The organism is Bacteroides sp. 14(A), assembly GCF_000526555.1.
Classification (GTDB): Bacteria; Bacteroidota; Bacteroidia; order Bacteroidales; family Bacteroidaceae; genus Bacteroides; species Bacteroides cellulosilyticus.
In genome coordinates this window covers 1,462,914-1,484,413 of record NZ_JAGH01000001.1, presented here as the reverse complement: position 1 = coordinate 1,484,413, position 21,500 = coordinate 1,462,914, and the positions used below count along the sequence as shown (strand labels likewise).

At 43.3% G+C, this 21,500-nt stretch carries 23 protein-coding genes and 1 tRNA gene; 13 read left to right on the top strand and 11 right to left on the bottom strand.

Annotated features, from left to right (window positions below; all coding sequences use genetic code 11):
- Positions 1-35 precede the first annotated feature (35 nt).
- Entirely contained in the window at positions 36-1,358 is a 1,323-nt protein-coding gene (locus tag K429_RS0105510; protein ID WP_025726284.1) for a hypothetical protein, read from the bottom strand.
- 12 nt (positions 1,359-1,370) lie between these two features.
- Positions 1,371-2,822, bottom strand: coding sequence for an ATP-binding cassette domain-containing protein (locus tag K429_RS0105505; protein ID WP_025726283.1), 1,452 nt, complete (start codon positions 2,820-2,822; stop codon positions 1,371-1,373).
- Between the two features lie 192 nt (positions 2,823-3,014).
- Between K429_RS0105505 and K429_RS30815 the strand changes: the two genes are divergently transcribed.
- Genes K429_RS30815 through K429_RS0105490 form a run of 3 tightly spaced genes read left to right on the top strand, consistent with a single transcriptional unit; the run spans position 3,015 to position 3,570 of the window.
- A complete protein-coding gene (locus K429_RS30815; protein WP_025726282.1) occupies positions 3,015-3,236 on the top strand; it encodes a DUF6132 family protein in 222 nt (73 codons plus the stop codon).
- A gap of 11 nt (positions 3,237-3,247) precedes the next feature.
- Positions 3,248-3,385 (top strand): hypothetical protein, encoded by a 138-nt coding sequence (locus K429_RS30615; protein ID WP_007214741.1) that lies wholly within the window; start codon positions 3,248-3,250, stop codon positions 3,383-3,385.
- The gene (locus K429_RS0105490; RefSeq protein ID WP_007214742.1) at positions 3,337-3,570 is read left to right on the top strand and encodes a TQO small subunit DoxA domain-containing protein; all 234 of its coding nucleotides are present in this window, start codon (positions 3,337-3,339) and stop codon (positions 3,568-3,570) included. Before K429_RS30615 ends, K429_RS0105490 begins: the two co-directional genes overlap by 49 nt.
- A gap of 117 nt (positions 3,571-3,687) precedes the next feature.
- Here the strand turns inward: K429_RS0105490 and pulA are convergent, their stop codons facing one another.
- The 3 genes from pulA to K429_RS0105475 all read right to left on the bottom strand — a co-directional run bounded on the left by pulA (position 3,688) and on the right by K429_RS0105475 (position 6,630).
- Positions 3,688-5,685, bottom strand: coding sequence for a type I pullulanase (pulA, locus tag K429_RS0105485; protein WP_025726280.1), 1,998 nt, complete (start codon positions 5,683-5,685; stop codon positions 3,688-3,690).
- A 73-nt stretch (positions 5,686-5,758) separates the two neighbouring features.
- Entirely contained in the window at positions 5,759-6,328 is a 570-nt protein-coding gene (gene ruvC / locus K429_RS0105480; RefSeq protein ID WP_007214744.1) for a crossover junction endodeoxyribonuclease RuvC, read from the bottom strand.
- A complete protein-coding gene (locus tag K429_RS0105475; RefSeq protein ID WP_025726279.1) occupies positions 6,325-6,630 on the bottom strand; it encodes a DUF4286 family protein in 306 nt (101 codons plus the stop codon). The genes ruvC and K429_RS0105475 overlap by 4 nt, the downstream gene beginning before the upstream one ends.
- A gap of 112 nt (positions 6,631-6,742) precedes the next feature.
- Between K429_RS0105475 and K429_RS0105470 the strand changes: the two genes are divergently transcribed.
- Positions 6,743-6,816 (top strand) — tRNA-Ala (locus K429_RS0105470).
- 719 nt (positions 6,817-7,535) lie between these two features.
- Here K429_RS0105470 and K429_RS0105465 read toward each other — a convergent pair.
- Positions 7,536-8,222: an energy transducer TonB gene (locus tag K429_RS0105465; RefSeq protein ID WP_007214747.1), complete on the bottom strand. Its 687-nt coding sequence runs from the start codon at positions 8,220-8,222 to the stop codon at positions 7,536-7,538.
- A gap of 265 nt (positions 8,223-8,487) precedes the next feature.
- On the opposite strand from K429_RS0105465, the gene K429_RS0105460 reads away from it, so the two are divergent.
- The 9 genes from K429_RS0105460 to K429_RS0105420 all read left to right on the top strand — a co-directional run bounded on the left by K429_RS0105460 (position 8,488) and on the right by K429_RS0105420 (position 18,536).
- Entirely contained in the window at positions 8,488-8,718 is a 231-nt protein-coding gene (locus K429_RS0105460; protein ID WP_007217434.1) for a hypothetical protein, read from the top strand.
- Positions 8,719-8,940: 222 nt separating this feature from the next.
- On the top strand, positions 8,941-9,960 hold the full coding sequence (gene pheS, locus K429_RS0105455) for a phenylalanine--tRNA ligase subunit alpha (RefSeq protein WP_007217433.1): 1,020 nt from the start codon (positions 8,941-8,943) through the stop codon (positions 9,958-9,960).
- A gap of 44 nt (positions 9,961-10,004) precedes the next feature.
- Complete coding sequence (locus K429_RS0105450) at positions 10,005-11,201, top strand: MFS transporter (protein ID WP_007217432.1); 1,197 nt, start codon at positions 10,005-10,007, stop codon at positions 11,199-11,201.
- Positions 11,198-11,872 carry an endonuclease III gene (nth, locus tag K429_RS0105445; RefSeq protein ID WP_007217431.1) on the top strand — a complete coding sequence of 225 codons (675 nt, stop codon included), beginning with the start codon at positions 11,198-11,200 and terminating at the stop codon, positions 11,870-11,872. The genes K429_RS0105450 and nth overlap by 4 nt, the downstream gene beginning before the upstream one ends.
- Positions 11,873-11,959: 87 nt before the next feature.
- A complete protein-coding gene (gene pgk / locus K429_RS0105440) occupies positions 11,960-13,219 on the top strand; it encodes a phosphoglycerate kinase (RefSeq protein WP_025726278.1) in 1,260 nt (419 codons plus the stop codon).
- An 86-nt stretch (positions 13,220-13,305) separates the two neighbouring features.
- Positions 13,306-14,328 carry a porin gene (locus tag K429_RS0105435; RefSeq protein ID WP_022209911.1) on the top strand — a complete coding sequence of 341 codons (1,023 nt, stop codon included), beginning with the start codon at positions 13,306-13,308 and terminating at the stop codon, positions 14,326-14,328.
- A gap of 18 nt (positions 14,329-14,346) precedes the next feature.
- Positions 14,347-15,261 carry a glutaminase gene (locus tag K429_RS0105430; protein ID WP_025726277.1) on the top strand — a complete coding sequence of 305 codons (915 nt, stop codon included), beginning with the start codon at positions 14,347-14,349 and terminating at the stop codon, positions 15,259-15,261.
- 67 nt (positions 15,262-15,328) lie between these two features.
- Positions 15,329-17,518, top strand: a complete 2,190-nt coding sequence (locus K429_RS0105425) for a tetratricopeptide repeat protein (protein ID WP_025726276.1) — start codon at positions 15,329-15,331, stop codon at positions 17,516-17,518.
- Positions 17,519-17,537: 19 nt separating this feature from the next.
- Positions 17,538-18,536 (top strand): M20/M25/M40 family metallo-hydrolase, encoded by a 999-nt coding sequence (locus K429_RS0105420; RefSeq protein ID WP_044096481.1) that lies wholly within the window; start codon positions 17,538-17,540, stop codon positions 18,534-18,536.
- 1 nt (position 18,537) lies between these two features.
- On the opposite strand, the gene K429_RS0105415 is transcribed toward K429_RS0105420, so the two are convergent.
- From K429_RS0105415 to K429_RS0105395, 5 genes are all read right to left on the bottom strand, one after another.
- Positions 18,538-19,119 (bottom strand): Maf-like protein, encoded by a 582-nt coding sequence (locus K429_RS0105415; protein WP_007214758.1) that lies wholly within the window; start codon positions 19,117-19,119, stop codon positions 18,538-18,540.
- A gap of 45 nt (positions 19,120-19,164) precedes the next feature.
- Positions 19,165-19,692 carry an HAD family hydrolase gene (locus K429_RS0105410; RefSeq protein WP_007214759.1) on the bottom strand — a complete coding sequence of 176 codons (528 nt, stop codon included), beginning with the start codon at positions 19,690-19,692 and terminating at the stop codon, positions 19,165-19,167.
- A gap of 84 nt (positions 19,693-19,776) precedes the next feature.
- The gene (locus K429_RS0105405; RefSeq protein WP_007214760.1) at positions 19,777-20,571 is read right to left on the bottom strand and encodes a Rossmann-like and DUF2520 domain-containing protein; all 795 of its coding nucleotides are present in this window, start codon (positions 20,569-20,571) and stop codon (positions 19,777-19,779) included.
- A complete protein-coding gene (locus tag K429_RS0105400; RefSeq protein ID WP_007214761.1) occupies positions 20,568-20,903 on the bottom strand; it encodes a hypothetical protein in 336 nt (111 codons plus the stop codon). Before K429_RS0105400 ends, K429_RS0105405 begins: the two co-directional genes overlap by 4 nt.
- Before the next feature lie 2 nt (positions 20,904-20,905).
- The gene (locus K429_RS0105395) at positions 20,906-21,442 is read right to left on the bottom strand and encodes a nitroreductase family protein (protein WP_007214762.1); all 537 of its coding nucleotides are present in this window, start codon (positions 21,440-21,442) and stop codon (positions 20,906-20,908) included.
- Between the last annotated feature and the right edge of the window lie 58 nt (positions 21,443-21,500).

Sequence of the window (21,500 nt, the reverse complement as noted above, 5' to 3'; positions counted from 1 at the left end):
TAAATTAATCAATCGCAACAAGTATAGACAAAAACTCAAAAACGGCGCAAAAAATCATCCAAAGTCTCATTATTCTCCGTCAATCCCAACTTATCTCGTTTCATCCGCTGTTTCTTACGACTTATCGAGGTACGACTGATACAGTAAATGTCAGATAGATCTTTAATACTAACGTTTATTTTCACCAGGCAACAAAAATACACATCCTTCATGCTCAATCCCGGAAAAGCTTCCAGTAATCGCACTGAAAATTTATCATAACTTCCATCCACCGTTTGGCGTATATCCTCCCATTCTTCATTAGACAAGGCTATACGTCGATTTTGATTATCATTTCCCTCTTCAGCACTCTCCTCTTCTTTTTCCAAAGAGGGAATTTTATGAAACGACTTCATCCGTCGAAAAAGCGATTCACGAAGCTGACTCTCTTTTTCGCGCAATATACTCAACTCTTCCGACTGCTGTAACAATTGTTCCGTCTGACTCAGTCTCAGGGATTGCTCACGCCAAAGCTGCTTATACATCTGGCGTTTGCGACGTTGCCAAACAATATAACTCGCAGCGAATGCCACAACAAAACAAAGTCCCAGACTTAACAGCCAGATTTCCCGCCTCTGCTTATCTATTTTCAACCGGTTCAGTTCATTTTCCAGTTTAGCCTTTTCATACTTCGTCCGGCTTTCAACTCCTTCCTCTCTTCTCAGTTCATTTACAAGATGTTCATTAGCAGCAAGTGCTGAATAGAAAGAGCAGCTGTCTTTCCCCAGCGAAGAGTATAGTAACTTCAACCTCCGGGATGCCTCGGCTGCAACCCAACGGTTCAAGGACATCGACGCAATACGATAATAGGTAGAAGCAGAATCATATTCGTTGATACCGGCCCAAAGATTTCCTTTAGCTAAATGATAATAAGGTACCATCTGCCTGTTATCCATATTCTTCCGTATAGAATCTAATCCAGATACCCCCTCCCGGAAGCGCCCGGCAGCAGTATAGGCATCAGCTATTCCCTGACAGATAAAACTATACTGCCATTCTTCTGCCGTACGACTGGCCCTCAGAAAATAACGGATAGCCTCATCCGATTCTCCTCTTGCCGAATAGACAGAAGCAATGTAACGGTTCACCTGCGCTTTATGCCCATCACGTATGAAGAAACCTTCAGCCAATTGCATATAGAATAACATGCTGTCCATGTTATTGGAATGATGATAAACTGCTCTTCCTTTATTATACAAATTCAAACCGATTGCGAAAGAGTCGGGTATTATCCGGGAACTTTCACTTATCGGTGCCTTCCCTCTCCCACAAGAAAAGAAGAAAAAAAGTATCAAAAACAGGAATAACAGTTTCTTCATAATTTTGACTGATTACCGATTACGCTTTAAAGCTATGCGATCTGTAATAGTAGCAGGCAACTCCCTTTCATAATGGGTAACCATAATCATGGTTTTATCCTGCCGGCGGCAAAATGCTTCGATTATCTTCTTTACCCGCCGACGATTGTATGTATCCAGACCATGCAAAGGCTCATCCAGTATCAATAATTCCGGATCTTTTACAAAAGCACGTGCCAGAAGTGCCAGACGTTGCTCACCGCTGGATAATTGCAAGAAAGGTTTGTCCTTTAAGGCAGCAATACCGAAAATATCCATCCACCATTCACAAACAGACATCTGTTCCGCTTTGGGGCGCTTGTATAGTCCGATACTGTCGTGCAGGCCGGAGGCAACTATTTCAATCGCCGGTAGATTCTTCAAATAAGCACGGTGCATTTCAGGGCTGACATAACCAATATGTTTCTTTATTTCCCAAATGCTCTCCCCCGTCCCTCTCTTTCTCCCGAACAGACTGATATCGCAAGCGTATGATTGAGGATTATCGGCACACACAAGACTAAGTAGAGTAGACTTTCCCGCTCCATTCTCACCACTCAACGCCCACTTCTGTCCGCGCATCACTGTCCAGTCCAGTTCTTTCAAAATAGTACGGTCACCATAGCGAATACTGACTTTATTCAATCGGACCACTTCATCGGATACATAATTGGTATTATCATAGGGAAGGTCAATAATACGCTGCTGTAAATCTTCGGGTACAAGTATATCTGCATTCCGGAATATGGTAAGATATTGATCACGTTGCATCATTTGCCCTACCGTACGATTAGCTATCGGCAGCACTTTATTAATATATGAGGGAATATCATCCATCATAGAAAGTATCAGGATAAGTTGTACGGCAGAGCGTTTGGCTAGTCCTGCCAACAAAGTATTCAGCAATTCACGGGTCTGGGCATCCAGTCCAATGAAAGGATTATCCATAATAAGAACACGGGGAGCTGTAAGCAGTGCTTTCACTAACTGAAATTTACGCAACTCACCACTGGAAAGAAGAATCATCGGCTTATCCAGCATAGGTTCAATACGGAATAATTCAAAAAGTTCTTGTTTCAGTTTCTCATCCCTGACTTCTCCCAACATATCCCTGACTAACGGAACATCATCATGATCATGGGTGTTCCAGCGCTGCTGATAATAGTAATTGGCATCCGCCGACCCATACGTATCGCGAAAAGCAATATATTTGATATTCTCATAGACTGTTTTTGACGTTGAAGGAGAAAAGTCATAGGTTATTGTTCCTTCCTTCAAAGGGTATTTTCCGATAAGCATATCTACCAAAAGGCTTTTTCCAGAACCGTTAGGTCCGACAATGGCAATGTGTTCATCTGCCGGAAAAGATGCGGAAGCAGGTGCAGCTAATCGCACAAGCGGATTACGGGCCACACCACCCGTCAAACATATAGTATATGGTTGCATTATTTCAGACGTATTTTGTTTAGTGATGCCACAAAGATACCAAGTTTTCCTTTTAAATGCTCAAAATGAGAGCAGTTTAATCAATTCTTCCTTTTTTAAGCAACTAATATGAAAAATAATCCATATATTGGGAAACAATTTCCCTAGGAAATCTGTTTCTTTAAAAGACATGTATCAAAAGTATTAAAAAGGATGGAAAAAACATTCGCTAAAAGATATTGGCCTACAATCGTAGGTGCAATAGTCGGGGCTATTGGCGGCTATCTATATTGGAGGTATGTCGGCTGTAGCACGGGTACTTGTCCAATTACCTCATCTCCACTAAACAGCACATTGTGGGGAACTGCCATGGGTGGCCTATTAGGGAACATTTTGCAGCCAAATATCATAAAAAAGAACAATCAAAATAAATAATACAGGAGTCTATGGAGAAAGAACCAACACCAGAACGCCCGTCAGGCCAGACCTATGACCTTTCCGGTATGTTTTCGCTGGCTCTCCGCCTGGTAGTCGGATGGACTTATTTTTCTGCATTCTGGCGAAGATTAGTTCTTTTCCGGTGAGCAATATACGTAATAAATATGTTGCAAAAGTAAAACCCGGGGAACATAGTCTCGTTATTCCATTAGGGGCTAAAGCAGAAATTAATATTGAAAAAAACACTAGCGATATACCAACTGGAATATATAAACTTGAATTAATGGATATAAGCGGAATTACCTGGAAAACGGATATCGCTAAAGAATAACACAAACTATAATATAATGCCCAAACTCTCAATTTTTATGTATCCGGGCGAATACAGATGCGCCCCTACAAGTAACACAACTCGTAGGGGCGATATTTTATTATATATACGCTATTCTTATTTATAAATAATCAACGCAGACTGTGCAGGAACGATCACTTCTGATCCGTAAAGTGTACCCAATCCTTTTTCACTGATGAAACCATCCTTGCAAACAACCGTATACTTACCTTCGGGAACTGTCAGTTTAGCAGGTTCTTTACGTGAGTTCAACGCCACTATAATATCTTCCCATGCATCACTGTTGGCATGTTCCTTCAAACGGTAGGCTATCAAGTTACTGCCCTCCACAGGAAGGAATTCCAAATGCTTACGTACCAGATCCGCATCTCCCATGCGGAAAGCAGGGTGATTCTTGCGTAACTGTATCAAACCTTTATAATAAGCGAAAACATCTGCATGTTCTGCTTTACGTTTCCAGTCAATAGCATTTATAGAGTCAGGACTTTGGTAACTGTTATGCACGCCCTTCTTATCACGCATCACCTCTTCACCGGCATAAATAAACGGTATGCCTTGTGAAGTAAATACAGCCGTTTGAGCCAATTTATCCAATTTTATCAACTCCTGTGGCGTAATACCCGGAACACTTGCATTCAGTCTGTCAACCAAGCACATATCATCATGGCAAGAAACATAACTGACCATTTGTGTCGGCTGTTCAGCCCAGGAAGCCTTACTATAATTCACCAAATCATTGTCCACTTGCGGATGCTTGATAGCACCAACAATACCAAACTTGATACTCTCCTCTCCTCCCGGAACTCCGGCAAGAAAAGCACCTTGATGATTGTCATTGAACGGGCCACGCAATCCATCGCGCATTTCATCAGAGAATGCAGCGATACCCGGCATCCGGTAAGTATTTGCTTTCATAGCCAACGAGTCTTCCGGCATCTGGGGAGCTTTAGCCGCCCAACCTTCACCATAAATAATGATACTCGGGTCAACTGACGTAGCTGCCTTACGAATTTCATTCATCGTTGCTATATCATGAATACCCATCAGATCAAAGCGAAAACCGTCAAGGTGATATTCATTAATCCAATGCAACACGGATTCTATCATATATTTCCGCATCATAGGGCGGTTACTTGCCGTTTCATTGCCACAAGCGGAAGCGTCAGCAAAGCTACCATCCGGCATCTGGCGATAAAAATATCCCGGCACTGTACGTTCAAAGTTGCTTTCAGCCGTATTGAATGTATGATTATACACCACGTCCAACACTACACGAATTCCTGCTTTATGCAATGCTTGCACCATCTGTTTGAACTCTTTAATACGAACAGAAGGATCATAAGGATCGGTAGAATATGAACCATCAGGCACATTGTAGTTCTGAGGATCATATCCCCAATTGTATTTGTTTTCATCCAATCTGGTCTCGTCTACGGAAGCATAGTCATAAGATGGAAGAAGATGCACGTGCGTCACACCCAGTTCTTTCAAGTGATCAATACCGGTTGCCAATTGTTCAGGACTCAACGTACCTTCTTCTGTCAATGCCAGGAATTTACCTTTGTGCTGAATACCGGAAGAAGGATCGATAGAAAAATCACGGTGATGCATTTCATAAATAATCGCATCTGCCGGAGAAGCCAACGCAGGGCGTTTATCAGCTGCCCAACCTTCGGGATCAGTCGCATTCATATCTATAATTGCGGCACGCTTTCCATTTACTCCTACGGCTTTGGCGTTGATGCCCGGAGTATCTCCCATCCATTTATCCTTAATCTTTACATTGAATGTATAGAATTTCCCAATCAGGTCTTTTTCCACCTTTGCTGTCCAGGTTCCTTCCTTATCGGCCACCATTGAAACGGTTTCATAAGCATGACCACTGTCACCGGTATCAAACAACATCAGACGCACTTCATCGGCAGTGGGTGCCCACAAAGTAAAATTTGTAACTTCAGGAGTATACTCCATCTCTGTCAGGTCACCCGAGCGAACAGGATACAGCTCATAAGACGCGTACTCTTTTTTCGCCGGAGAACAGCTGACAATCGTAGCAGCAGCCACTCCAATCAAGGCAAGTTCATTCAGTTTCATGGTCGTTATTTTAAGTATTAAATGTCATGTATTAATTATTGAGTATCAAGCATTAAGTATTAGATACGAGATATTATCGCTTTACTTTGTCGGGATTCTTGGCTATGAAATCTTTCCAGCCATGATATCCTTTCTCTACTGTAGGGCGTCCCATTTGCAGGAAATGACAATAAGCGGCAGCAAGACCGTCCGTGGCATCCATAAATGTAGGCATATCCTCCTTTGCAAAATGCAACATACGTTGCAACATATCTGCTACCTGCTCCTTGGAAGCCTGACCGTTTCCGGTGATAGCCATTTTAATTTTTAAAGGAGCATATTCCGTGATCGGTATATCCCGGCTGAGAGCGGCCGCCATGGCAACACCTTGTGCACGCCCCAACTTCAGCATAGACTGTACATTCTTCCCGAAAAAGGGTGCTTCAATGGCAAGTTCATCAGGCAGATAGCTCTCGATTATACTCAACACCCTCTCGTGTATATGACGTAATTTCAAGTAATGGTCACCCATTTTACGCAGATCAATAATGCCCATAGCTATCATCTCAGGTTTTGTTCCCTGTACGCGCAAAACTCCGTATCCCATAATGGTTGTACCGGGGTCAATGCCCAGAATTATCTTTTCCTTGACAGGCTGTATCACTCTATCACCTCCATCAGTGTAGGAAACCCTACCACTTTATCCTGGAATATCTTAACCAGCTCTTCGTTCAACTTTGTTCCCTGTTCCAGATGCCAGCGATGCAAAACACCGGAATTTTCCACTTCAAACTGAAGGGAATAACAGGTACTGCCCTCTTCACGGTGACTGAGTACACGAACAATGCGCGGTGTATGCAATGCACCAGCCTTTTCTACTTCGGGTAAATAGAATTCTTTGATCCAGATTAGGAAGTTATCTTCCTGTCCTTCTTCTACTTGATAGGTTGTATTATAAATCAGCATATTTTTTCTTTCACTTTGTTTCGCAAACATAGCAATTATTTCAGAATAATGCATTATATTTGCGCCACCAAAAAGAGAGAAACCTCGCAAACGTTAGCGAAGGATCAAAAAAGGGGGGTTAGCTCATCTGGCTAGAGCGCGACACTGGCAGTGTCGAGGTGATCGGTTCGAGTCCGATACTCTCCACGATAAAAAGGAATATATCAGAAGCAGGATATATTCCTTTTTTTATTCTATCTCCCCACCTATCCTTTATAAATCCAAAAAGATTCCACAATAGAATACTTAGGAACAATAAGAAAGATGAGTAAAAGGTCGTATGAAAACCACGCTTTGCTTTATTACTTTTCTTCTTTTGCCCGTAGCAAAACTTCGTCCTACAGTTGCGGGCTATACGTTTTCCAATTGTAGGCTATGCAGCCCGCAATTGCGGGACAGACAGCCCACAATTGGAAAACGAGGTTTTACTTATAGCATAATGACATTAACATGAAAGCTTTAGGGGAAAAAGAAAGGGGCATATCAAATTTTACATCTATAATTCAGCCTTCTATACCATGAGAAGATGGTGTTTAACTCCAGTAATGAATAATTGCAGGCTAGAAAAGAGATATTTGTACGAATTCGGGCAAAGTTTGTACAATGCACATTAAGAATCTGTGAATTAGTAAATTACAAGTATAAAAACGTTCTTTATTGTCTGTTTTATGGTGTAGGATGAAGCTTTTATGCATCTTCCTACACCGCTTCATACATCATATATACACCTGATAATCAGATAAAAATAATAAATGGTGTAGGATGTAGGAACTATTGATGCAAAGTGAAATGGTTCATTCAAGCATCCACACTCAAACAAACCATCTCACCTTTAATCAAACAATGTAATGATTTTAAAACTTATCCTATTGTAACTTAAACGTCACAGGCACTGTAAACTTGCAGCGTACGGGTACGCCACGTTGTTTTCCGGGCTTCCATTTCGGCATGGTAGAAATAACGCGAACCGCTTCTTTGTCCAGATAAGGATCAACGCCTCTTATCACGTTCACATCCACGATGCTACCATCCTTGTTCACAACAAACTGTACTGTTACACGCCCCTGGGTTCCATTCTCTTGTGGAATGGTGGGATACTTGATATTCTTACTCAAATACTGTAAAAGACCGACTGTACCACCATTGAGAAATTGCGGATTTTCTTCCACTACTTCAAAAATCTCATCTTCTACCGGTACATCTTCGTCCACAGTGACAGGTATGTGTTTCACTACAACATCCTCACCGGTTTCTTCCGAGGAGGCAAAATTGGTTTCTTCTACATTAGCGTCATCATCTATTATTGTTAAAACATCATTAATAGGAGTAACTTGAGGTGGAGGTGGGGGAGCAACCTCAGGCTGCCTTGTAAGAGGGATCTCCATGTCCTGTTCAAATACATTTTCGACGATACGACCACTCGTGTCAATCTTAATATCACGCGTCCATTCAAACGCTACGAACATGAAGGCAAGTACGACTACATAACCTACAAGTAACCACGTGGGTCTCTTGCTTTCCAAGTTTGCTTTGGGTGTTTTTTTGGTTTCCATAGTTTACAAATTAGTTACTATATAATGTCTTCCGTTAAGAATCTGACACTATATAGATATTGTTAGTAATACGAAAACACTTGTGGCCACTATTTTCTGTAATAAAGATAGTTGAATAGCTATTAAGTTGTTATCAGAGAGACCTATTAATATATTTTTTTAATATCTGTTCGAAAAAATTGCTTAGCAAAAAGATTATTTACGCCAGAATACTTAAGAATACTAAAAAAGCAGTTACCTTTGCCGAATAAATCAATCATAAAAGATGAAACAAACTAATTTAAGGAAAAGCGACATTATACTGCATACGCTTAACCCCTATGACCCTGAAATGCAGCGTTACCTTTCCCTCTCTAAAAGAATCGAGCAATTGATGAACAATGCGGAAGATGAAAACGACCCATGTGTTCCTGTTGAGCTCATGGCAGAATTCTTTGTTTTGCAAGAAGAACTTTATCAAAAAGCACTGAAAAAGAACAAAGAAGAAGCTAATTAACCTCCCACAAAGATAAGGAGGACAGTGCATAGCTGACAAGGATAATGATTATCCACAATCTATACGATACGGAGATCGCATGGAGATGCTACGAAGATTTACACAGCTACAGACTTTTTCCCCGCGACCGATTAATTTTATAAAGAGATTGGGAGCGAAATCATGATAAAGTTGTATCTTTGCACCGTTTTATGTATTTCGGAAATAAATAATAACGACGATATGATAGATAAAATCAACCAGCTTCTGCAAGAAGTGGAAGCACTGAAAGCTGCCAACGCCGAGGAACTGGAAGCACTCCGCATCAAATTCCTCAGTAAAAAAGGCGCTATCAATGACTTGATGGCAGACTTCCGCAACGTGGCTGCCGAACAGAAGAAAGAAGTCGGCATGAGACTGAATGAACTGAAAAACAAGGCGCAGGAAAAGATTAACGCCCTGAAAGAACAGTTCGAAAGCCAGGATACGGGTTGTGACGATATTGACCTCACTCGTTCCGCTTATCCGGTAGAACTGGGTACACGCCACCCGCTCACCATCGTAAAAAACGAAATCATCGATATATTTGCACGTCTGGGTTTCAGTATTGCCGAAGGTCCGGAAATTGAGGATGACTGGCACGTGTTCTCCGCATTGAATTTTGCTGAAGATCACCCCGCACGCGATATGCAGGATACTTTCTTCATCGAAGCACATCCCGACATCGTATTGCGTACGCACACTTCATCCGTACAAACACGCGTTATGGAAGTCTCACAACCTCCTATCCGCATCATTTGCCCGGGACGCGTATATCGTAACGAAGCTATCAGCTATCGCGCACACTGCTTTTTCCATCAGGTAGAAGCGTTGTACGTAGATAAAGACGTATCTTTCACTGATCTGAAACAGGTGTTATTGCTCTTTGCCAAAGAAATGTTCGGCGAAGATACCAAGATCCGTCTGCGTCCGTCTTATTTCCCGTTCACGGAACCCAGTGCCGAAATGGACATCAGTTGTAACATTTGTGGCGGAAAGGGCTGTCCGTTCTGTAAGCATACCGGCTGGGTAGAAATCCTGGGTTGCGGTATGGTAGACCCCAACGTATTGGAAAGTAACGGCATCGACAGTAAGGTATACAGCGGATACGCCCTCGGTATGGGTATCGAGCGTATTACTAACCTGAAATATCAGGTGAAAGACCTTCGTATGTTCTCTGAAAACGACACAAGATTCCTGAAGGAATTCGAAGCCGCTTACTAAAATAAGTAGAGAGTTGAGAATTCTCAACTCTCAATTTAATAAGAATGAAAGATAAACTTGTTACTTCCAGTTATTGTTTTATTCTCGCAGCCAACTTCCTTCTGTATTTCGGATTCTGGTTGCTGATACCGGTACTTCCCTTTTACCTGTCCGAAGTATTCAGTGCCGGCAATTCCACAATCGGTATCATTCTTTCCTGCTACACAGTAGCTGCATTGTGTATCCGCCCCTTCTCCGGTTATTTTCTGGACAGTTTTGCACGTAAACCTTTATATTTGATGGCTTACTTCATCTTTATGACGATGTTTGCCGGATACATTATTGCAGGCTCGCTTACACTGTTTATCATGTTCCGTATCATACAGGGAGTATCGTTCGGAATGGTAACCGTAGGTGGTAACACAGTGGTGATTGACATCATGCCATCTTCACGACGCGGAGAAGGATTGGGATACTATGGGCTTTCAAACAACATTGCAATGGCAGTGGGTCCGATGTCAGGATTATTTCTGCATGATGCGGGAATGAGTTTTACTACCATATTCTGCTGTTCACTAGGGTCCTGTATGGCTGGGTTCGTTTGCGCTTCTCTTGTAAAGACTCCTTATAAACCACCTGTGAGACGGGAACCGATATCTCTCGACCGATTCATATTGCTGAAAGGTATTCCGGCAGGTATCAGCCTCTTGTTGCTTTCCATTCCTTATGGAATGACGACCAACTATGTGGCTATGTATGCCAAACAAATCGGGATTAATGCCACCACAGGTTTCTTCTTCACTTTCATGGCAATAGGAATGGCTATTTCACGTATATTCTCCGGAAAGATTGTGGACAGAGGTAAGATAACGCAGGTTATTTCCGCTGGACTGTATCTCGTGGTGTTCAGTTTTTTCCTGCTTTCGGCCTGTGTATATCTTATCAGCTGGAACAACATGGTATGTACGATTGTTTTCTTTTCCGTGGCCTTGTTGCTGGGAGTGGGGTTCGGCATTATGTTCCCCGCTTACAACACTTTATTTGTCAACCTCGCCCCCAACAGCCAACGTGGTACCGCCACTTCCACCTACCTGACCTCCTGGGATGTAGGCATCGGTATCGGTATGTTGACAGGAGGCTATATTGCAGAAGTCAGCACCTTTGATAAAGCCTATTTATTCGGAGCCTGCCTTACCATTGTTTCCATGCTCTACTTCAATGGCAAAGTAGCTCCCAATTACCATAAAAATAAATTGCGATGAGAAAGAAAGAACGTTATGAAAAAGTCCTTGCCTGGTTTCGGGAAAATCGTCCCGTAGCCGAAACGGAACTACACTATGAGACTCCGTTTCAACTGCTGATAGCGGTCATCCTCTCCGCCCAATGTACGGATAAACGGGTGAATATGATTGTTCCGCCACTGTATCGCGACTTCCCGACTCCGGAAGTTCTCGCTGCCAGTACTCCGGAAGTGATATATGAATATATCCGTAGCGTGTCTTACCCCAATAACAAGGCAAAACATCTGGTAGGCATGGCACAAATGTTGGTGAAAGACTTCAACAGCGAAGTGCCCGGCACACTGGAAGAACTCATAAAACTTCCCGGTGTAGGACGTAAGACGGCAAACGTCATCCAATCCGTTGTATTCAACAAAGCGGCAATGGCAGTAGACACTCATGTGTTCCGTGTAAGCCATCGCCTCGGACTGGTTTCGGACCAATGCACCACCCCGTTCAGTGTAGAAAAAGAACTGGTGAAAAACATTCCGGAAGCCGACATTCCCATTGCTCATCACTGGCTTATTTTGCACGGACGATACGTCTGCCAGGCACGTACACCACAATGTGACAACTGCGGTTTGCAATTGATGTGCAAATATTATTGCGAGAAGTATAAAGTTAGCAAAGAGAAGCCGGAAGATAAAGAATAAATGACGGTTTCATAGCAAAAGAAAGAAATAAATGCTAACTTTGCGCTCACGAAAACAAATTAATAACACTTTTAAATAAAATAGAGTATTATGACAATTGATCAATTCAACTTTGCCGGTAAAAAGGCATTCGTTCGTGTGGACTTCAATGTACCCTTGGACGAAAACTTCAACATTACAGATGATAACCGTATGCGTGCTGCTCTTCCTACGCTGAAGAAAATTTTGGCTGACGGTGGCAGTATAATTATTGGTTCTCACCTCGGTCGTCCGAAAGGTCCGGCTGACAAGTTCTCTTTGAAACATATCCTGAAACATCTGTCAGAATTGTTGGGTGTTGAGGTGCAATTCGCTAACGACTGTATGGGCGAAGAAGCTGCTGTAAAAGCTGCTGCTCTGCAACCGGGTGAAGTGCTGTTGCTTGAGAATCTTCGTTTCTATGCTGAAGAGGAAGGCAAACCCCGCGGTTTGGCAGAAGATGCGACAGACGAAGAAAAAGCTGCCGCCAAGAAAGCCGTAAAAGAAAGCCAGAAAGAATTCACCAAGAAATTGGCTTCTTATGCTGACTGCTACGTAAACGACGCTTTCGGTACAGCTCACCGTGCACACGCTTCTACGGCTTTGATCGCTAAATATTTCGACAAAGACAGCAAGATGTTCGGTTACTTGATGGAGAAAGAAGTGAAAGCTGTTGATAAAGTATTGAATGACATCAAACGTCCGTTCACTGCTATCATGGGTGGTTCTAAGGTTTCTTCTAAAATCGAAATCATCGAAAACCTGCTGAGTAAGGTTGATAACCTGATCATCGCCGGTGGTATGACTTATACTTTCACTAAGGCTATGGGTGGAAAGATCGGTATTTCCATTTGCGAAGATGACAAACTGGATCTGGCTCTTGACCTGGTAGCAAAAGCTAAAGAAAAAGGTGTAAACCTGGTATTGGCTGTTGACGCTAAGATCGCTGACGCTTTCTCTAACGACGCCAACACTAAGTTCTGTCCGGTTGACCAAATTCCTGATGGTTGGGAAGGTTTGGATATCGGTCCTGAAACAGAGAAAATCTTCACAGACGTTATTAAAAACTCCAAGACTATCTTGTGGAACGGTCCGACTGGTGTATTCGAATTCGAGAACTTTACTCATGGCTCACGTGCCGTAGGTGAAGCTATCGTAGAGGCTACCAAGAACGGTGCTTTCTCACTTGTAGGTGGTGGTGATTCCGTAGCTTGCGTAAACAAGTTCGGTTTGGCAAGCGGTGTTTCTTACGTTTCAACCGGTGGTGGTGCATTACTCGAAGCAATCGAAGGAAAAGTTCTTCCGGGTATCGCTGCTATCAACGAATAAAAACAGACATTATCATACCCAAAGGCAGCTCTTTGAAAAGAAGGGTTGCCTTTTTTAATCTTATATCTTCACATCTATAAAAAATAATGAAACGAATACTGTTATCCTTCGCTTTCTTGTTCTCTGTCCTGATAGCAACGGCACAAGATGCTTGTTTAAACGACGTAGTAAACACTCTGAAAGACCGTATCAGCCTTGCCGGTTATGCACAGGTAGGATATACGTATGATGATGCCGACGATGGCAGTAATACCTTTGACATCAAGCGGGTTATCTTCATGGCACAAGGTAAAATCACTGACCGCTGGCTATGTTACTTCATGTACAGCTTTGCCAATACCGGGAAAATACTTGAAGCATACACCGAATACAAATTCCTCCCCCAACTGACCGCCCGCATCGGACAATTCAAAACGATGTATACCATTGAAAACCCAATGTCTCCCTGCTATGTAGAGTTGATCAATTGCTACGCGCAGTCTGTCAATTATCTGGCCGGTATCAACGGCAGCGATCCGTTATATGGTTCCAGCAGCGGGCGCGATATGGGTCTCCTGATTTATGGAGACCTGTTCGGCAAACTGGTAAATTATAATCTTGCATTGATGAATGGACAAGGCATCAATCTGAAAGACAAGAACAACCAGAAAGATATTGTAGGCAGTCTGATGGTTCATCCGCTCGACTGGCTATCCGTAGGTGGTTCTTTTGTTAAAGGAAAGGGATGCGCAGTAGCCACTTCCACTCTTAATCCGGATATACAGGTAGGTGAAAACTATACGCGTAACCGTTGGTCGGCAGGTGCAGTGATTAAGACCAAACCGGTTGATGTACGCACAGAATACCTGGCCGGAAAAGATGGACACGTGAAAAGCGACGGCTACTACGTAACGGCATCTGCACATGTATTCCCCAAAGTGGATGTCATTGCATCTTATGACTATTTTAACAAAAGCAAAGTGCTGGATGACAAGCAAACCAATTACGTAGTGGGACTGCAATACTGGTTTTATCCTAAGTGCAGAGTACAGGCACAATATACGTACTGCAACCGCCATATCGGAGAAAACAGTAATTTATTACAAGCACAGTTGCAAGTGCGCTTCTAAAGAAAAACCTTACATGCTATGGAATACAGCCGAATTCTGAAAGAAATATACGAAGAAATACAGCCGTATGCACAGGAAGGCAAACCGGCAAGTTATATCCCTGAACTGCTGAAAGTCAATCCTGATCGTTATGGCATCTGTCTGCGCACCATCGAAGGCAAGGAATATGCCCAGGGAGACAGTGATGAACGTTTCGCCGTGCAGAGTATTTCAAAAGTATTTTCTCTTGCCATGAGCTTTGGCCGGATAGGTAACGAACTTTGGAAACGCATAGGCGTAGAACCATCCGGCAATGCATTCAACTCCATCTTTCAGCTGGAAATGGAGAAAGGAATCCCCCGCAATCCACTCATCAATGCAGGGGCATTGGTAATGGCAGACGTCTTGCTCTCAGTACTTGAATATCCGGAAAGGGAATATCTCTCTTTTGTGCGGAAACTCTGCGGCAATGACACGATTCAATATAATGAAAGCATGGCTGCTTCCGAACGGGAGTATGGATATCTGAATGCCGCCATCACCAATATGCTGAAATATCACGGCAATATAGAAAACGACATCGAGCGGGTACTTCGCTTCTACTTCCGTCAATGTTCCATAGGTATGAATTGCCGGGAACTGGCACATTCTTTCCTCCCCTTTGCCGATCACACAAGACCGTTCAGTTTTGATGGAACCGAACTGACGACTTCGCAGGTGAAGCGTATCAATGCCATTATGCAAACATGCGGTTTCTATGATGAAGCCGGCGAGTTTTCTTATCTGGTAGGATTACCCGGGAAAAGTGGGGTCGGTGGTGGTATCGCTGCTGTATGCCCACGCAAGTATGCAGTAGCTGTATGGAGTCCGCGACTCAATTCCAAAGGCAACTCCGTAATGGGCATGAAAGCTCTGGAATTACTGACAACCAAAACTGCAGTCAGTATTTTCTAAGAACCCGAACTTTTTTGGCATCATTTTTGTACCTTATACTAATAAAGTATTAAAGAAAGGACTGAATATGAATGAACAATCCATCCAAAAACAATATAATCAGATAGTCAGTTTACTGGAAGATAAACGGCTGAAAGAAGCTCTCGTTCAGCTGGATGCTTTCTTATATAATAGTAATGACTGGACTTTGCGTAACCGCCTGGAACAAATCCAGACTTCCTATCAGTATATGCTGCAATACATGAAGCTGGGAATGAAAGATCCGGAACGGCATAAATTGTATCGTCAACTATTAGCCGATACCTGGGAAATTGCCGATCAGACGCGCATCCTATTGCTGGATGAGATATCTACCCACTACTATCATTCTTTGCGCAGAAATCCCAACCAGTTGCCGAAGGCTTATGACCTCTCTGCCCAACAGAGGATACTGGAAGGATTCTCGGACGAAATGGCCGTATCGCAGTTGGCAAACTATCAAGGCTTGGACGCTATCTTAAAACGGCATGAAGAAACACACCAGGTTATGTTTCTTACCACTTGGAGCAACAATAACTGGACTTTGGAAGAATTTGCCCAAGCAGAAGATATGCTCCGCTCGGAAACATTACCAATCAATGATTTATGTCTGTTTGTCAGTGCTGTCACACTTAGTTTAATGGAGTGTTTCGACGAACGTAAGATCAATTGGCTGCTCGACGGACTCCGCCATACCCATCCGCAAATCAACCAAAGGGCTTTGGTAGGACTTGTCATCACCCTGCATCTCTACCCCACTCGCATTACACTCTACCCGGAACTGGAAGCACGCATTTCTCTTTTCAGAGAAGATCCGGACTTCAGTAAACAGGTGAACCGTGTTTACATCCAACTGCTTCGCAGCCAGGAAACCGAGAAAATTGACAAGAAGATGCGGGAAGAAATCATTCCCGAAATGATGAGGAACGTGAATATCATGCGCAACATGAAATTCGGTTTTGAAGAAACTGATGAAAACGACCGTAATCCGGACTGGGAACAGGCTTTCGAACAATCAGGATTGGGAGACAAAATACGAGAAATGAACGATTTACAGTTGGAAGGCGCTGATGTCTATATGAGTACATTCGCACAACTGAAAGGCTATCCTTTCTTCCGCGAACCACACAACTGGTTCTATCCTTTCGACCGGATGCACTCCAGTATTATCCACCAGGTCGGCTTGAACCAGACAAGTGAAAGTTCTGTACTCTCTATCATTCTGCAATCCGGATTCTTCTGCAACAGTGATAAGTATTCATTCTGTTTCACCATTGCCCAACTTCCGCAAGGACAGCGGGATATGATGTTAAGCCAGATGACGCCCCAGGACCAAAGTGACTTTATGGAAGAGAAGAATAGCGCCAGTCTGAAGCAATACGCAGAACGGCCTGACGTTATCAGCAACCAGTATATTCACGATTTATATCGTTTCTTCAAACTCAGCCAACGTAGAAATGAGTTCCACAACATCTTCCAGGAAGAGATTGCTTTGCACCGTAATCCTGTGCTGAAAGAATTGCTGAGTGCTCCCGAACTATTGGTGGCTGTTGCCGATTTCCATTTCCGCAAAGAGCACCCTGCCGAAGCATTGGAGCTCTACCGGATATTGATAGACCGGAAACAGGCCAATGCGGATATTTTCCAGAAAACAGGCTTCTGCCTGCAAAAGGAGAAACGCTATCAGGAAGCTGTGGATGCTTATCTGAAAGCCGATATGCTGAAACCTGATCATTTGTGGACGCTCCGCCATCTGGCTACCTGTTACCGTCAGATGAAGAATTTCGATGCCGCTCTGGAATACTACCACCGTGTGGAAACAATTCAACCAGAAAACCACAATGTGTTATTCTATACCGCAAGTTGCCTGGCAGAACAGAAAAGATACGAAGATGCACTACAATACTTCTTCAAACTGGACTTTCTGGAAAACAACTGCATGAAAGCATGGCGCGGTATCGGCTGGTGCTCATTTGTCAGTGGTAAGCATGAACAGGCTATGAAGTATTATGACAAACTTCTCGCCTCCAAACCTCTTGCAACAGATTATCTCAATGCCGGACACGTGGCATGGGTATTGGGAAATATAGAAAAAGCTGCCGGACTCTATGGTAAAGCTATGGCAGAAAGTGGTAGCAAAGATGCATTCCTGGACATATTCGACAGAGACCGGAACAGCCTGCTCAAGCAAGGTATCGCAGCCGAGGAAATTCCATTAATGCTGGATATAATTGAATAAAGGCATAAATAAATATCTGATGAAAAAATACTGCATTCTGGCTATACTCTGTTGTTTCAGCTATTTGGCAGCAGCACAGACTCCCGTGGAAAAAGGACTGGAAAGCATAAACCGGGCATCCGCCGAAGCGTATATCGGTTTTCTGGCACACGATGAATTACAGGGTCGGGAAGCCGGATACCACGGTTCCAAGGTAGCGGCGCAATATATTGCTTCATTGCTTCAGGCAATGGGAGTACAGCCATTAGGAGACAATTATTTTCAACCTTTTGAAGCCTACCGGAGAGAACGGCAGAAAAAAGGACGGTTGGAAGTACACCCCGATTCGATTGCTTTATTCAGCAAAGAAGTTCATCAGAAACTCCCAATGACTAATGTCTTGGGAATAATTCCCGGTAAAAATGTCAATGAGTATGCAATTGTCGGCGCACACTTCGATCATTTAGGAATAGATCCGGCTCTGGATGGTGATCAGATTTATAACGGTGCCGATGACAATGCTTCCGGAGTATCAGCTGTCCTACAAATAGCCAAAGCATTCATTGCCAGCGGGAAACAACCGGAAAGAAATATTATTTTTGCTTTCTGGGATGGCGAAGAGAAAGGATTGCTGGGTTCAAAATTCTTTGTACAAACCTGCCCGTTCATTTCACAAGTCAAGGGTTATCTGAATTTCGATATGATAGGCCGTAACAATAAACCGCAGCAACCGATGCACGTGGTTTATTTCTATACAGAAGCCAACGCAGCTTTTGGAAAGTGGCTCAAAGAAGATATAAAGAAATACAATCTCCGGTTGGAGCCCGACTATCGTCCATGGGATAACCCCATAGGCGGTAGTGATAACGGTTCCTTTGCCAAAGCGGGAGTTCCTATTATCTGGTATCATACGGATGGACATCCGGACTACCACCAGCCCTCCGATCATGCCGACAGATTGAATTGGGAAAAGGTTGTGGAGATAACCAGAGCATCTTTTCTGAATGCCTGGAATCTGGCAAACGAGAAAGAGTATTAAACTATACCTTCAGTAATTCCCTGTATAGTTTTTGCACAGGAAGCCCCATGATATTATAGTAACTTCCCGAGATATTCTCCACCCCAATAAAACCGATCCACTCCTGTACTCCATAGGCTCCGGCTTTATCCATCGGTTTGAAGTTATCTACGTAATATATAATTTCATCTTCGCTCAATGTGGCGAAACGTACTTCAGTCTGTGCTGTAAAACTTCGCTGCCAATCGGTAGTGGTTATGCATACGCCGGTGAAAACTTCATGCGTACGCCCCGACATAGTCCGCAACATTTGCAAAGCATCTTCCCTATCCCGGGGTTTGCCAAGAACCTTACCATCCAGCCATACAATCGTATCCGCCGTAATTATCAGTTCATCTGGTTGCATCATAGGTATGTAGGCATCCGCTTTTTCCTTAGCAATGTAGAGCGGTATTTCCTCCCCCTGCAAAGTATCCGGATAAGATTCATCCACATCCGGAAGAATCCGCACTTCATAATTCACGCCCAAACCTGCCATCAATTCTCTCCTGCGGGGAGATCCCGAGGCAAGAATCACCTTATATTTCTCTAAATTGTCCAACATAACGATTTAAAGTATTAATTTTTAAGCATTAAGTATAAGAGGAGATCACCAACCAAAGGCTTTATCATCCATCCAAAGTCCCTGAACTTTCAATACTTGTTCTACAACGTCCCGACCACAGCCATAGCCACCATTGGCATAGGAAATGTAGCGGGAGACGGTCTTCACTTCTGCTGATGCGTCTTTAGGACAACAAGGTAATCCGCACTCACGCATAACTTCAATATCCGGAATGTCATCACCTACATAAAGAATCTCTTCGTTTTTCAAGCCATGGCGGTCACGAAAATCATGATAATCATGGATTTTTACGGAAGAAGCCATGTAAATATCCTCAGAAGGAATTCCCAAGGCCATAAAGCGTTTGCGAACAGCTTCGGAGCGTCCACCGGTAATGATTCCCAGTAACAAACCCTGTTTGCAGGCAAGGTGCAAAGCGTAACCATCTTTAATGTTCACGGTACGCATCGGTTCTCCATCCGAACTCATCGGTATGACGTTAGCACTCAAAACGCCATCAACATCAAATACAAGTGCTTTTATCTTTTTCAGATCGTAATTGATAGTACTCACTATATTCGGTTTTTAAATTAGGTTACCTTTCAAAAAAACAATGCTTGTTTTAGGATAAAACATTGCTTGTTATGCATCGAAACATTACTTGTTATGCAAACGATGTATATTCTCGCTCACAAGCTGATACAATTCCTGCATCTCCGGTTCATCAGCAAGCATCTCCAGATGCTTATTGATTACATTTTCATCATAACGTACAGCCGGACCTGTCTGAGCCTGCTTTGGTTCCAGTTCATGCACTTTACGGGCTGTTTCATCAATCAGGGGTAGCATCGCATCGAATGGAAGATTATATTTCTTCAATAATTCAGCCGCCAGAGCATACATGTGATTCGTAAAATTACAAGTGAACACAGCTGCCAGATGCAGACTTCTACGCTGCTCAGAAGTAGCTTCATACACCTTTTCCGAAAGGACAGAAGCAATTGCCTTCAACAATTCCGTATCTTCGGATGAATTGCTCTCTATGAAGAAAGGAATCGTACGGAAATCCACCTCGCGCTGTTTGCTGAAAGTCTGCATAGGATAAAACACACCGTAACGCGAAGTTTTTCCTTCCCAAATGCTCATCGGAATGCTCCCGGCTGTATGTACCAGCAAAGCATCTTCCTTCCCGGCAACAATCTCGGGTAATAATTCCACGAAAGCAGCATCCTTCAAAGAGACAATATAGAGCCGGGCATCCCTGGATACTTCCGAAAGTTCAGTCGTATATTCCGCCTCTATCGCTTGAGCCAAGGCACATGCTGCCTCTTTTGTACGGCTGTAGACCTGTACTATACGAAAACCATTTTGATATAAAGCCTTGGCCAGGTTCGTTGCGAGGTTTCCGGCACCGATAAAGACTACCGGCGTATCTTGTACACTCCTTTTCATCTTGTAGCCAGCCAATATAGAATAATTCCGAGAACCAGCAAAGTCACAGGCAGCAGATAGGCAGACATCGTGCCGAGCAATGCCGTTATCAATCCGAAATTCAGTATTAGCCACAGACCAATCAACACCAGCCCCACCGATTTATCACGCTTGAAGATGAGAAATATCACCGCCGTATAAAGCAGAAAATTATCCTTATTCATCACCCACGGCAGACCAATACTTGAGAAATGTATCAATTTGTCCACCAGATAAAGTATACCGAAAACAATCAATGTAACCGCTGTGGCCCTGTAAGTATCGCGGTTATTGTTTGCTTTTGCTGCACCCACCGTTACTTTCCTCCGTATTTATTGATATGAACTTTTTCCCATTGCAGATGTTCTTCACTGAAAGGCTTACGTTCCATGCCTTTGTGTCCGATAGCAACGACACTGAGCACTTGCAGTTGTAAAGGAATATCGAGCACTTCGCGCACATATTCATCGGACGGCATACCGGAAGCGGTGAAACGTTCGCGCACCTGCACCCAGCAACTGCCTAAGCCCATATCTTCTGCCTGTAATTGTATAATAATCGAAGCAATGGAAGCATCTTCAATCCACACATCACTCACTAACGGATCAGCCGTTACTACAATTGCCAACGGTGCATCAGCAATAAATTGCGACGCTTGCGCCTTGCAATGTGATAGTTTCTCAAGCAACTCCTTATCGTCTACCATAATAAACTGCCATGCATTTGTCCGCTTGGAAGTGGGTGACATCAGCGCAGCCTTCATCAGAGTAACCACCTCTTCCTGCGTCAACTCTTCATCCGTAAATTTCCGCATACTGCGGCGCACTTTTAGCAATTCACTGAAATTTTCCATATATCATATTTTATTAGTAACTTATTTAGCGCATTGCGCTAAATAACCATTTAGGAAC